The sequence below is a fragment of the Streptomyces sp. NPDC017246 genome, assembly GCF_044331325.1.
Taxonomy (GTDB): Bacteria; Actinomycetota; Actinomycetes; order Streptomycetales; family Streptomycetaceae; genus Streptomyces.
Genome location: NZ_JBIRMW010000002.1, coordinates 52,930 through 65,613 on the forward strand (window position 1 = coordinate 52,930; position 12,684 = coordinate 65,613).

11 protein-coding genes and 4 tRNA genes are annotated in these 12,684 nt (G+C 70.7%); 7 read left to right on the forward strand and 8 right to left on the reverse strand.

The annotated features are described in order from the left end of the window. From ACH4MY_RS04905 to ACH4MY_RS04915, 3 genes are all read right to left on the reverse strand, one after another. Positions 1-1,946, reverse strand: a 1,946-nt coding sequence (locus ACH4MY_RS04905) for a DEAD/DEAH box helicase (RefSeq protein ID WP_397997633.1), incomplete at its 3' end; no start/stop codon positions are given. Positions 1,947-2,143: 197 nt separating this feature from the next. Then, positions 2,144-2,839, reverse strand: a complete 696-nt coding sequence (locus ACH4MY_RS04910; RefSeq protein WP_397997636.1) for a hypothetical protein — start codon at positions 2,837-2,839, stop codon at positions 2,144-2,146. A 175-nt stretch (positions 2,840-3,014) separates the two neighbouring features. After that, positions 3,015-3,365: a metallopeptidase family protein gene (locus tag ACH4MY_RS04915; RefSeq protein ID WP_030496497.1), complete on the reverse strand. Its 351-nt coding sequence runs from the start codon at positions 3,363-3,365 to the stop codon at positions 3,015-3,017. A gap of 104 nt (positions 3,366-3,469) precedes the next feature. Between ACH4MY_RS04915 and ACH4MY_RS04920 the strand changes: the two genes are divergently transcribed. The 3 genes from ACH4MY_RS04920 (at position 3,470) to ACH4MY_RS04930 (ending at position 3,752) form a co-directional block, all read left to right on the forward strand. Continuing rightward, positions 3,470-3,542 (forward strand) — tRNA-Glu (locus ACH4MY_RS04920). A gap of 40 nt (positions 3,543-3,582) precedes the next feature. After that, positions 3,583-3,656: transfer RNA gene (locus ACH4MY_RS04925), tRNA-Asp, on the forward strand. A gap of 22 nt (positions 3,657-3,678) precedes the next feature. Then, positions 3,679-3,752, forward strand: a tRNA-Phe gene (locus ACH4MY_RS04930). Between the two features lie 112 nt (positions 3,753-3,864). On the opposite strand, the gene ACH4MY_RS04935 is transcribed toward ACH4MY_RS04930, so the two are convergent. From ACH4MY_RS04935 to ACH4MY_RS04945, 3 genes are read right to left on the reverse strand one after another with little or no spacing between them, the layout of a single operon-like run. Further along, on the reverse strand, positions 3,865-4,707 hold the full coding sequence (locus ACH4MY_RS04935) for a cytochrome c biogenesis CcdA family protein (RefSeq protein ID WP_397997639.1): 843 nt from the start codon (positions 4,705-4,707) through the stop codon (positions 3,865-3,867). Beyond that, positions 4,704-5,522 (reverse strand): DsbA family protein, encoded by an 819-nt coding sequence (locus ACH4MY_RS04940; RefSeq protein ID WP_397997642.1) that lies wholly within the window; start codon positions 5,520-5,522, stop codon positions 4,704-4,706. Before ACH4MY_RS04940 ends, ACH4MY_RS04935 begins: the two co-directional genes overlap by 4 nt. 58 nt (positions 5,523-5,580) lie before the next feature. Beyond that, positions 5,581-5,931, reverse strand: a complete 351-nt coding sequence (locus tag ACH4MY_RS04945) for a hypothetical protein (protein WP_397997645.1) — start codon at positions 5,929-5,931, stop codon at positions 5,581-5,583. A 125-nt stretch (positions 5,932-6,056) separates the two neighbouring features. Here ACH4MY_RS04945 and hrpA point away from each other — a divergent pair, with 125 nt between their 5' ends. The 3 genes from hrpA (at position 6,057) to ACH4MY_RS04960 (ending at position 10,547) form a co-directional block, all read left to right on the forward strand. Further along, complete coding sequence (gene hrpA, locus ACH4MY_RS04950) at positions 6,057-9,995, forward strand: ATP-dependent RNA helicase HrpA (RefSeq protein WP_397997648.1); 3,939 nt, start codon at positions 6,057-6,059, stop codon at positions 9,993-9,995. A 96-nt stretch (positions 9,996-10,091) separates the two neighbouring features. After that, positions 10,092-10,165: transfer RNA gene (locus ACH4MY_RS04955), tRNA-Asp, on the forward strand. A 127-nt stretch (positions 10,166-10,292) separates the two neighbouring features. Further along, on the forward strand, positions 10,293-10,547 hold the full coding sequence (locus ACH4MY_RS04960) for a DUF6274 family protein (RefSeq protein WP_397997651.1): 255 nt from the start codon (positions 10,293-10,295) through the stop codon (positions 10,545-10,547). Between the two features lie 341 nt (positions 10,548-10,888). On the opposite strand, the gene bldC is transcribed toward ACH4MY_RS04960, so the two are convergent. Continuing rightward, positions 10,889-11,095, reverse strand: coding sequence for a developmental transcriptional regulator BldC (gene bldC, locus ACH4MY_RS04965; protein ID WP_003949541.1), 207 nt, complete (start codon positions 11,093-11,095; stop codon positions 10,889-10,891). A gap of 394 nt (positions 11,096-11,489) precedes the next feature. On the opposite strand from bldC, the gene ACH4MY_RS04970 reads away from it, so the two are divergent. Beyond that, the gene (locus ACH4MY_RS04970) at positions 11,490-11,675 is read left to right on the forward strand and encodes a hypothetical protein (protein ID WP_397997654.1); all 186 of its coding nucleotides are present in this window, start codon (positions 11,490-11,492) and stop codon (positions 11,673-11,675) included. Positions 11,676-11,677: 2 nt separating this feature from the next. Here the strand turns inward: ACH4MY_RS04970 and ACH4MY_RS04975 are convergent, their stop codons facing one another. Beyond that, a complete protein-coding gene (locus ACH4MY_RS04975; RefSeq protein WP_397997657.1) occupies positions 11,678-12,544 on the reverse strand; it encodes a hypothetical protein in 867 nt (288 codons plus the stop codon). Positions 12,545-12,684: the final 140 nt, after the last annotated feature.

Here is a 12,684-nt window from a genome sequence, read left to right on the forward strand (position 1 = left end):
TCGTCACGGTTGAAGCCACCCGAGGGGCGGTCGTCGCGACGGAAGCCACCGGACGGACGGTCGTTGTCGCGGCGGAAGCCACCACGGTCGCCACCGCGGTCGTCACGGTTGAAGCCACCCGAGGGGCGGTCGTCGCGACGGAAGCCACCGGACGGACGGTCGTTGTCGCGGCGGAAGCCACCACGGTCGCCACCACGGTCACCGCCGCGGAAACCACCACGGTCACCGCCGCGGTCGTCACGGTTGAAGCCACCGCGGTCGCCACCACGGTTGTCACGGCGCTCGTAGTTGCCCCGCTCGTCGCGGGCCGGACGCTCCTCGCGACGCTGCTCCTCGGCGCGAGCGGCGGCACGCTCGGCCTCCGCGGCGGCGGCGGCGATCTCCGCCTCGGCGGCCTCGGCCACCTCGGCCACAGCGGCCTCCGGGTCCTCGCCACGCTCACGGGCGGCGCGGGCCACCAGGCGGTCGGCCTCCTCGCGGAGCTCGACGGCGCGGCGCTGCAGGCGCTCCAGCTGCTTGGTCAGGTCGACGACCTCGCGCTCGGCCTGCTTGGCCGAGTTGTTCGCCGAGTCGGCCTGGACCTCGGTGAGCGAACGGGCGCCGGTGATCTCGGCGACCTCGGGGTCGAACGCGCCGGCGCCGCCGACGATGTGGCGCGAGGCGTCGACGCCCGCGTCCTCCATCAGACGGAAGATCTGGCGGCGCTGGTGCGGCAGGGCCAGGGAGACCACGACACCGGAGCGGCCGGCACGGGCGGTACGGCCCGAGCGGTGCAGGTAGTCCTTGTGGTCGCCGGCCGGGTCCACGTTGAGCACGAGGTCGATGCCGTCGACGTGGATGCCTCGGGCGGCGACGTCGGTCGCGACGAGCGCGTTGACGTAGCCCTTCTTGAAGTCCTCGAGGACGCGGGTACGGGCGCCCTGCGTCATGCCGCCGTGCAGGGCGTCGGCCTTGACGCCCGAGTCCTGGAGCTGCTCGGCGATGCGGTCCGCGCCGAGCTGGGTGCGGACGAAGATGATGGTGCGGCCCTTGCGGGCGGCGATGGCGGCGGTGACCGGCGCCTTGTCCTTCGGCTTCACGACGAGGACGTGGTGGGTCATGGTCGTGACGTTGCCCTGGGCGCTGTCGACCTCGTGCGTGACGGGGTCGGTCAGGTAGCGCTTGACCAGGGTGCCGATCTCGTTCTCCATGGTGGCGGAGAAGAGCATGCGCTGGCCGCCGCCGGGGATCTGGTCGAGCAGCTCGGTGACCTCGGGCAGGAAGCCCAGGTCGGCCATCTGGTCGGCCTCGTCGAGGACCGCGATCTTCACGTTCTCGAGGGAGCAGGCGCCGCGGTTGATGATGTCGCGGAGACGGCCCGGGGTGGCGACGAGGACGTCGACACCGCGCTCCAGGGCGTAGATCTGGTTGCCCATGGAGGTACCGCCGCAGACGACCTTCATCTTGAGGCCGAGCACGTCGCCGTAGGGCTGGAGGGCGTCCGCGACCTGCATCGCGAGCTCACGGGTCGGCGTGAGGATGATGCCGCGGGGCTTCTTCTTGTCGGTGTGGCCACCGGCGAGACCGGCCAGGAGCGGCAGACCGAAGGAGAGGGTCTTGCCGGAGCCGGTACGGCCACGGCCGAGGATGTCCTTGCCGGCCAGGGCGTCCGGGATGGTCGCGGCCTGGATCGGGAAGGGGGTGGTGACGCCGTTCTGCGCGAGCTTGCGGACGACGCCGTCCGGCAGACCGAGGTCGCCGAAGGTGATGGTGGGCTCGGCGGGCTCCTCGGCGGAGTCGTCCGAGTCGGTGTCGAGAGCGTCGACGAAGTCGTCGGCGTCGATGTCGGCGTCGAGGATGTCGGCGGCGTCGATGACGGCCGTCTCGACGATCTCGGTGGCCTCTACGGCCTCGACGATCTCGTCGTTCTCGGGCATGACGGCGTGGTCAGAACTGAAAATGGACATGCGAAATGCGAAACCTTCCGGAGTCTCGGCACGCGCCCGTCAACTCCGTGATTTCGCAAACGACCGCCTCAATGCGGTCAGCCACGGCTAGGGAGAGTACGCGCCACACGGCGCTCTTCTGTGTCGGCGCCGGGCAATGGGATCAAACGATCTACCACCATACGCACCCTCCCCCACCTATGGCAAATCGGACTCCCTCACACCGGTCCGACCTGCGGAGATGCCACCGGCTCCGGGGGTGCGCCCGGCCCGTCCGCCGCACGCATGGCACCCATCTGGGTGTCGGCCCCGGGCGCCGGCGGATCGGTCGGGTTCGAGGTCGGTTCCGGAGTCGGCTCGGGGGTCGGCACGGTCGGCTCCGGGGTCGGCTCGGGGCTCGGGACGGTCGGCTCCGGCGTCGGGGTCGCCCCGCCGCCCCCGGGGCCGCCGGACCCGCCGCCGTTGGCCCCGCCGCCGCTTCCGCCGCCCCCGTTCCCGCCGTTGTTCCCGGCGGAGCCGCCCGCGTCACCGCCGGATCCTCCGTGGCCGCCGTCCGTCGGCTGCGTCTTGGACGGGCCTCCGGAGCCGCCCGGGCCCTCCACCGGCAGCACGGCACCCGCGGAGGGCTTCACCGTCCCCGAGGGAGAGCCGCTCGGCACCGGGGACTCCGTGCCCGATCCCGTGACGTCCGGTCCGCCGCCGCCCGGCCGGCCGTTCCAGGCGCCGCCGCCACCGCCGGGGAGCCCGGCGCCGCCGCCGTCCGGATCGGTCACCACGCCCCGCTTCCCGCCGGACGCGCCGGGCGTCGGCTTCGCCCCCTCGTCGCTCACACTCATACAGCCGCTCAGACCGGCACAGGCCGCGACGGCCAGCGCGGTGGCGGCCCATCTCACCGGGGTGGGCAAATGGCGCACGGGGGCACCTCCAGGACACAACAGGCAGGAACGGAACGCGTTGCACTGCCCAACTCCCCCGGCGCCGCAAGGGACACGCCCGAACGGGCCCGGACGTCGGCCGGGGTCGTCCCGGGGTCCGGTCCGGCGGTCCGGCGGTCCGGCGGTCCGGCGGTCCGGCGGTCCGGCGGTCCGCTCAGCCGTAGCCCAGCGCGTGCAGCCGCTCGTCGTCGATGCCGAAGTGGTGGGCGATCTCGTGCACCACGGTGATCTCGGTCTCCGCGACCACGTCCTCGCGCGACTCGCACATCCGCAGCGTCGGCCCCCGGTAGATCGTGATCCGGTCCGGCAGCACGCCGGCGTACCACTCGCCGCGCTCGGTCAGCGGCGTCCCCTCGTAGAGCCCGAGCAGCTCGGGATCGTCCGGGGACGGCTCGTCCTCCACGAACACCGCGACGTTGTCCATCAGCCGCGTCAGTTCCGGCGGAATCCGGTCCAGGGCCTCGGCGACCAGCTCTTCGAACTCCTCGCGCGTCATCTCCAGCACGCGCCCATTGTCCCCCCGCCGGAAACCGTTTTGGCGATAGCGCCCGGCATCCCATATGCTTCTCACGTCCCCGACGCACTGGGAAGTGCGCAGGTGAGCCTCTGGCCCTCATCGTCTAGTGGCCCAGGACGCCGCCCTTTCAAGGCGGTAGCACGGGTTCGAATCCCGTTGGGGGTACGCATTACCGTGTGCGAGACTAGTGATCGCGCACAAGCTTGGCTCTGTGGAGCAGTTGGTTAGCTCGCCACCCTGTCAAGGTGGAGGTCGCGGGTTCAAGTCCCGTCAGAGTCGCTGAAGCCGGAAACGGCTTCGTGGCTGGGTAGCTCAGTTGGTACGAGCGATCGCCTGAAAAGCGATAGGTCGCCGGTTCGACCCCGGCCCCAGCCACAAACAGAAGGCCCCGTTCGAAAGAACGGGGCCTTCGTCGTTCCCGGAACCGGAAGGGGCCGCGAGGAAAGCGGCCGTACGGGGGAGAGGCCGGCGCCCCTCCCCCGTACCGTCACACCTCCTCGCGCTCCCGCGAGCGGCTCCCCCGCCTGCCCCGCAGGGCGAGCACCAGCGCCACCGCGGCCACCACCGCGACGAGCAGCGCCCAGTCCGGGACCGCCCGGCCCAGCGAGGCCACCCGCTGCTCCACGGCGAACGAGTCGTCCACCGACAGCAGGCCCGGCAGCGCCGTCGTCCCGTCGAAGACCAGGAAGAGCGTGCCGAGGGCCACGAAGAAGAGGCCCGAGAGCAGCGAGGTCGAATGGACGGTGAGCCGCCCGGCCTTGAGCGGCCGGCCGCGCAGCCAGGACCGCCTGCCCAGGTCGTACCGCTCCCAGAGCAGCGCGAGGACGAACAGCGGGACCGCCATGCCGAGCGCGTACACGGCGAGGAGCAGTCCCCCGTACGCCGGGCTGCCGCTCAGCGCCGCCACCGTCAGGACGCTGCCGAGGATCGGGCCCGCGCAGAAGCCCGCGAGGCCGTAGACCAGACCGAGGGCGTAGACGGAGAGGGCGGAGGTGGGCCGGATCCGGCCGCTCGCCTCGGCGATGCGCCGGGAGGCGAAGCCCAGCCCGAGGATCTGGAGCACACCGAGCCCGATGATCAGCCAGCCGCCGACGGTGACCAGGAGGTCCCGGTGGCCGTAGAAGAGGCGGCCGGCGAAGGAGCCGGCGGCGCCGAGCGGGACCAGGGTGGTCGCCAGGCCCGCGTAGAGGATGCCGGTCCTGGCCACGAGCTTCGCGCGGGTCTCGATCGAGTACGCGAAGAAGGCGGGCAGGAGCAGGGCGCTGCACGGGCTGAGCAGGGCGAGCAGCCCGCCGAGGAAGGCGGCGAAGTAGCCGATGCCGGAGGTCACTGCCCGGCGTCCGGCTTCGTGGTGCCCCGGTCCGCCTCCGGCGCCTTCTCCTCGGGCTTCCCCTTCTCCTCGGCCTTCCCCCCGGCCTTCCCCTTCCCCTTGGCTGCGGCCGCCTTCGCCGCCGCCACGATCGTCTCCGTGAAGGTCTCCAGAGGCTGGGCTCCGGCGATCGGCCGGCCGTTGACCAGGAAGGACGGGGTGGAGGTGGCGCCGAGGGAGTACCCCTGCTCCTGGTCCGCGCGGACGGCCTCGCGGGCCGCCGCCCCGTCGGTGTCCTTCGCGAACCGGGCCGCGTCGGGGACGCCCGCCTCCTCGGCGAGGGCGGCGAGCCGGTCCTTGCCGAAGCCCTTCTCCTTGGCGCCCTCGGCGTAGGCGGCCTTGTGGAACTGCCAGAACCTTCCCTGCCGCCCGGCGGCCCAGGAGGCGCGGGCGACCGCCTCGGACTCCTCGCCGAAGATCGGGAAGTTGCGCCATTCGATGCGCAGGGTGCCGTTCTCCACGTACTTCCTCACCAGGACCGGCTCGGTGTCCCGGGCGAACTTCCCGCAGTAGCCGCACTTGAAGTCGGCGTACTCGATGAGCACGACGGGCGCGTCGGCCCGGCCCAGGGCGAGCTTGTCGGAGGCGTCGCGGCGGGCGTACGCCTCCAGTTCGGCGTAGACGCCGGCGGACGGATCGGCGGAGACCTCGGCGACGGACGAGGAGCCGGAAGCGCCGGGGTCCGCGGGCTTGGTGGCGGTGTACGAGACGACGCCGAGCAGGGCGGCGGCGACCGCCACCCCGGAGACGATCGCGAGCGGCTTGGACTTGGGCATGCGGAACTGCTCCTGAGGAGAAGGAAGGCGGGAGGGACGGCGGAGGGCGGCCGTCCGTCTACACCCTCAGGACCGACAGCTCCACGGGAGACAGCGGTACGCGCGCGGGGAGCTCCCGCCCCGGCGCCGCGCCCCGGGCGCCCGGATCCGGCGCCCGGGTCCCGCAGGGGGTCCGGTCGGCGGCGAGCGAGGGCAGCAGCTCGGCGAAACCGTGCGCACGCGGCGGTACGACGGGCCCCGCGGCCCCTTCGTCGGCGGGGTGGCCCGGATCGCAGCCCGGCACGGCGGCGCCCAGGACGACCGGGGCCGTCCCCGCGGGCGTGTCCGTCGTCGCCCCGCACACCAGGAGGCCGAGCACCAGAGCCGCGAGGGCGGCGAACGCCATCGGCACGCGGGCGGTGCAGAACATGCGAAACCTCTCCGGGCCGGTCGACGTGTCCGAAATAGTACGCACCCCTCGTACCGGCCCCTTGGGCGAGCCACTCGTAAATCGGTTCGCCGCTTCTCGGCCGCAGGTGCGATCCTGGATTCCGTATGTCTACTTCCTTCGCCGCCCTCCAGTCCGTCCTGGCCGAGGTCTCGCTGCGGGACTCGCACCGGCTCGGCCGCCGTCTCGAAGGCGCCCGCCGCATCCGCAAGCCCGAGGCCCGCGCGGCCGTCCTGGACGAGATCGCCGTCGAGGCGGCCAAGGCCAAGGAACGCGTCGACGGGCGCGCCTCCCGCGTGCCCGCGGTCTCGTACCCCGAACAGCTGCCCGTCTCGCAGAAGAAGGACGAGATCCTGGAGGCGATACGCGACCACCAGGTCGTGATCGTCGCCGGTGAGACGGGATCCGGGAAGACCACCCAGATCCCGAAGATCTGTCTGGAGCTCGGCCGGGGCGTCCGGGGCATGATCGGGCACACCCAGCCCCGCCGGATCGCCGCCCGCACGGTCGCCGAGCGGGTCGCCGAGGAGCTGCGGACCCCGCTGGGCGAGGCCGTCGGCTGGAAGGTCCGCTTCACCGACCAGGTGAACCCCGACGCGACCTTCGTGAAGCTGATGACGGACGGCATCCTGCTCGCCGAGATCCAGACGGACCGCGAGCTGCGCGCCTACGACACGATCATCATCGACGAGGCCCACGAGCGGTCCCTCAACATCGACTTCCTGCTCGGCTATCTGGCCCAGCTGCTTCCCAGGCGCCCCGACCTCAAGGTCGTCATCACCTCCGCGACCATCGACCCCGAGCGCTTCTCCCGCCACTTCGGCGAGGCGCCGATCGTCGAGGTCTCCGGCCGTACGTACCCGGTCGAGGTCCGCTACCGGCCCCTCCTCGAAGAGGACTCCGAGGATTCGGACCGCGACCAGATCACCGCGATCTGCGACGCCGTCGACGAACTCCAGGCCGAGGGCCCCGGCGACGTCCTGGTCTTCCTCTCCGGCGAGCGCGAGATCCGGGACACCGCGGACGCCCTGCTCAAACGGCAGCTCCGCAACACCGAGGTCCTCCCGCTCTACGCGCGCCTCTCGCACGCCGAGCAGCACCGGGTCTTCCAGGCGCACTCCGGCCGCCGGATCGTCCTCGCCACCAACGTCGCCGAGACCTCGCTGACCGTCCCCGGCATCAAGTACGTCATCGATCCGGGCACCGCCCGCATCTCCCGCTACTCGCACCGCACCAAGGTGCAGCGGCTGCCGATCGAGCCGGTCAGCCAGGCCAGCGCCAACCAGCGCAAGGGCCGCTGCGGCCGTACGTCCGACGGCATCTGCATCCGCCTCTACTCCGAGGACGACTTCCTCACCCGCCCGGAGTTCACGGACGCCGAGATCCTCCGGACGAACCTGGCCTCCGTCATCCTCCAGATGACCGCGGCCGGCCTCGGCGAGATCGAGAAGTTCCCCTTCATCGACCCGCCGGACCACCGGAACATCCGGGACGGCGTGCAGCTCCTCCAGGAGCTGGGCGCGATCGACCCCGCGGAGAAGGATCCGAAGAAGCGGCTCACCCCGCAGGGCAGGAAGCTCTCCCAGCTGCCCGTCGACCCCCGGCTCGCCCGGATGGTCCTGGAGGCCGACAAGAACGGCTGCGTACGGGAGGTGATGGTGATCGCCGCCGCGCTCTCCATCCAGGACCCGCGCGAGCGGCCCGCCGAGAAGCAGACGCAGGCCGATCAGCAGCACGCCCGGTTCAAGGACGAGACGAGCGACTTCCTCGCCTTCCTGAACATGTGGCGGTACGTCCGTGAGCAGCAGAAGGAGCGGGGCTCCTCCTCGTTCCGCCGGATGTGCAAGCAGGAGTACCTGAACTTCCTGCGCATCCGCGAGTGGCAGGACATCTACGCGCAGCTGCGGACGGTCGCGAAGCAGCTGGGCATCCATGTGAACGAGGAGGACGCTCCCGAGCAGTCCGTCCACGTGTCCCTGCTCGCCGGTCTGCTGTCGCACATCGGCATGAAGGACGTGAAGGAGGGCGCGAAGAACGACTACCTCGGCGCCCGCAGCGCCAAGTTCGCGATCTTCCCCGGCTCCGCGCTCTTCAAGAAGCCCCCGCGGTTCGTCATGTCCGCCGAGCTGGTGGAGACCTCGCGCCTCTGGGCCCGGGTCAACGCGCGCGTGGAGCCCGAGTGGATCGAGCCGCTCGCCCAGCACCTGGTGAAGAAGACGTACAGCGAGCCGCACTGGGAGAAGGACCAGGCGGCCGTGATGGCCTTCGAGAAGGTGACCCTGTACGGCGTCCCGATCATCGCCGACCGCAAGGTGAACTACGGCCGCATCGACCCCGAGATCTCCCGCGACCTGTTCATCAGGAACGCGCTCGTCGAGGGCGACTGGCGCACCCACCACAAGTTCTTCGCGGACAACCGCAAGCTCCTCACCGAGGTCGAGGAGCTGGAGCACCGGGCGCGGCGCCGGGACATCCTCGTGGACGACGAGACGCTCTTCGACTTCTACGACAAGCGCGTCCCCGAACACGTCGTGTCCGGAGCCCACTTCGACTCCTGGTGGAAGCACAAGCGCCACGAGGAACCGGAGTTCCTCGACTTCGAGCGCGAGATGCTCATCAACGAGAAGGCCGCCGGGGTCACCAAGGACGACTACCCGGACTCCTGGCGGCAGGGCCCGCTGAAGTTCCGGGTGACGTACCAGTTCGAGCCCGGCGCGGACGCCGACGGCGTGACCGTCCACGTCCCGCTCCAGGTGCTGAACCAGGTGACGGACGAGGGCTTCGAGTGGCAGATCCCGGGGCTGCGCACCGAGGTCGTCACGGAGCTGATCCGCTCCCTGCCGAAGCCGATCCGCCGCCACTACGTCCCCGCGCCGAACTTCGCGTCCCGCTTCCTGGACGTCGTCGTGCCGGTGCAGGAGCCGCTGGCGGGGGCGCTGGCCCGCGAACTCCAGCGGATGGTCGGGGTACCGGTCACGGCCGAGGACTTCGACTGGGCGAAGGTGCCCGAGCACCTCAAGGTCACCTTCCGGATCGTCGACGAGCGGCGCAGGAAGCTCGCCGAGGACAAGGACCTGGAGACGCTGCGGCTGCAGCTGCGCCCCAAGGCCCGCAAGGCCCTCTCCCAGGCCGCCGCGGCGGCCACCGGGGGCCCGGACGGCTCCGGGCCGTCCCTGGAGCGCTCGGGGCTCACGGACTGGACGATCGGGACCCTCACGAGGGTCTTCGAGACCAAGCGGGCCGGCCAGCCGCTCAAGGCGTACCCGGCGCTCGTGGACGAGGGCGCGACCGTCGCCGTACGGCTCTTCGACACGGAGGCCGAGCAGGCGCAGGCGATGTGGCGGGGCACCCGGAAGCTGATCATGCTGAACATCCCGGTGAACCCGGCGAAGTTCGCCTCGGACAAGCTGACCAACCAGCAGAAGCTGGCCCTGTCCTCGAACCCGCACGGGTCGATCCAGGCCCTCTTCGACGACTGCGCGACCGCCGCGGCCGACCGGCTGATCACGGACCACGGCGGCCCGGCCTGGGACGAGGAGTCCTTCCGGAAGCTGTTCGACAAGGTCCGGGCGGACCTGGTGGACACGACGGTGCGGACGGTGGGCCAGGTCCAGCAGATCCTGGCGGCCTGGCAGGCGTGCGAGCGCCGGCTGAAGTCCACGGGCAGCCTGGCCCTGATCAACAACCTGGCGGACGTGCGGGCGCAGCTGGCGTGGCTGATGCCGGCCGGCTTCGTCACCCGTACGGGGCTGAAGCGGCTCCCGGACCTGATGCGCTATCTGGTGGCGGTGGACCGGCGGCTCCAGCAGATGCCGACCGGGGTCCAGCGGGACACCACCCGGATGGAGAAGGTCCAGGAGATGCAGGACGAGTACGCCTGGCTCCTCGAACAGCTCCCGAAGGGCCGCCCGGTGCCGTCCGAGGTCACCGACATCCGCTGGATGATCGAGGAGCTGCGGGTGAGCTACTTCGCGCACGCGCTGGGTACGGCGTACCCCGTCTCGGACAAGAGGATCGTGAAGGCGATCGACGCGGCGGCGCCCTGAGGGCCGCCGCGGTGCGGCGGCCGACGGTGAGTTCGACCGGACCGCTGACCTGCTGTACAGTCTTGCTTGCAGCCACTCACGAGGGGCCGCAAGCAAGGACCTGTGGAGCAGTTGGTTAGCTCGCCACCCTGTCAAGGTGGAGGTCGCGGGTTCAAGTCCCGTCAGGTTCGCTTTACCGAAAGGCCCGCATCGCGAGATGCGGGCCTTTCGTTGTGTTCCCGTGTCTTGACGGGGCCACGCGCCCGCCGGTACCCCGGACATCAGGGATTCGGGGGCCCACACCGGAGGTGGTCGCGCATGGCCGCGGCATCCGCAGCACGGCACGAGACGCACGCGCTGCTGCGCGCCCATCTGGCGGCCGCGTCCCGCTACGGACACCTCACACGCCACTGTGTGGTCTGCCATCGCCTCCTGCGGCTCTCCATGGAGCTTCCGGAGCTTCCGGAGCCGGCGGAGCTCCCCGAGCCGGACGCGGCCGAGGGACCCGAGGAGCCGGCAGAGCCCGTGGAGCCGGCCTGCGGGGCCGGGGACGAAAGTCCCACCGACCCATGACCAACGGCGGGTTGGAAGCGTTCCGCGGGGTGGGAGGCCGTTCTTTGGCAAGACCTCGCCCGTGTGACGGGAGTCACTGAGGCAGTTTCAGAAACCGCTTCACTTACACCCTCCCTACACCGGCCCGATTTAATATGTGCAATTGCACCGCTCTTCGAAGAGTGGCGCCGGACACAAAAGAAGATCGCGCCAGACCCGGCGGAGTCCAGCGCGATCGTTGACGAAGGCCTGTTGGGGCAGGAATCCGTCGGCAGAGCTAGGGGTGGGCGACCGGATTGGGGGATCCGGACAGGCCCGGTGTTACGGGGTGCTGCGGGGTACTACGGGGTGTTTGCGCGACCTCAGGCCTCGCTGCGCTGCTGCGGAATGCCCGCCAGCAGCGCGCGGACCTCAGCCTCGCGGTAGCGGCGGTGCCCACCCAGGGTGCGGATGGACGTGAGCTTCCCGGCCTTCGCCCAACGGGTCACCGTCTTCGGGTCCACACGGAACATCGTGGCAACCTCGGCAGGGGTCAGCAGCGGCTCGGCATCAGGGGTGCGAGCGGTCATGAGCGGCCTCCTCGGGAGAACCGAACCTTCTCGGTTCTTTCCTCTAAATTCTGCACCTTGACCCGCCTTGCCCGAAATGGCAGAAGCGGGCCGAGTCGGTTATAGGACGAACGGCTTGTCCTCGGCACTACAACTACACCATCCGTCCAGCCACGTCGGCCAAACCGATGGAATTGCCCTCGCAGGTGTTCATCAGCGGCGGAAGTCGATGGACCATGCCATAACGGACAGTCACGCTGCTGTGACGATCAGTCACAGAGCGATCAGGAGTCCTCAGACCCCCCATAGAGTGCAATGCTGAGCGTTCCGCCCATAGATGGACGGAAGGAACCCTCCCCGGACTCCTTGTCCTATTTTGGCACGAGGGTGGGTGATGGGCGCAAGGGTGCGTTACGTGCTGTCCGTCACGCTTGAGCCAAAGGCCCGGATCGGGACCAACGTCCCCGCCCATCGGGTGCCGAAAGGCCCGGACACCCCCGTCGGCGAAAACCGGGCATGCGGTATCCGGACATCCCTGAAGATCATTTACACCCGCCGGACATGTCTTGTCGATACCGACCTGACGAAGATGCCCGACTGATGTCAATTCGCGAAGCGCAGCTCCCTCACCGTCCGCCAGCGCTCCGCGAGCCGCCCGTACGCGCCACTCGCCCCCTCGCCGTCGCCGGCCCGCAGCGCCGCGATCCCCTCCGCCATCTGAGCCGCCGACCGGTCCTCCGCCAGCCACTCCTCCGTGACCGCGTGCACGAGCCCGCCGAAGTCCAGCTCCACCAGGGCGCGCGGATGGAACTCCTCCAGCCACCGCCCCACCTCGATCAGGCCCTCCGTCATCGGACCGTCGTCGATCGACTCCCGCAGCGCCCGCAGCGCCCGCGCGAGACGGCGGCGCGCCTGCGCCATCGTCGTCCGGTAGCGCAGCACCGGCGCCCGGGCCGGCTCCGCGGCCCCCTCGCCGCCCGGCGCCCCCGGCTCGTACTGCTTGTCCTCGTCCCCGAAGAGCGCGAACCAGCGCAGCGGCACCTGCCAGACCGCCGTACGGATCCACGGCCGCGCGTCCGGGTTCCTGCTCAGCCACCGCTCGTAGTCGCTCGCCACCTGCAGGCGCACCACCGGCGGCAGCATCGCGTCGAGCACCGGCTCGGGGAACTGGCCGTCCAGCTCCTGCAGCGCCAGCCACCCCCGCAGCCGCGTCCGCCACGGACAGATCACCACCACCCCGTCCAGATGGGCGACGAAGGCCTCCCCGCTCTCGTGGACCGGGACCGGGACCGGGGGCGTCGGCAGCAGGTCCGCGAGCGAACGGCGCAGCTCCTCCTGGGCGCCCGGAGTCAGCGGCCGACGGGCGTAGCGGGCCCAGTGGGTCCGCTCCGGCTCGGGGAACGCGGCCAGCGGCTCGTACACCCGCAGATAGGACGCGTAGGGGATGAGGACCGAGGAGGCGACCGACATGTCGCAAATCCTTCCACGGAGGTACTCCGGGAGGGGGTGATCCTGAGCACTGCCGCTGATCTACGCCCAGGTAGGACTTACTCTCTTGCCGAACCGGTCCTCCCCCACCCGTAGGGAGGGCCCACACCGCCGCTTCGTAC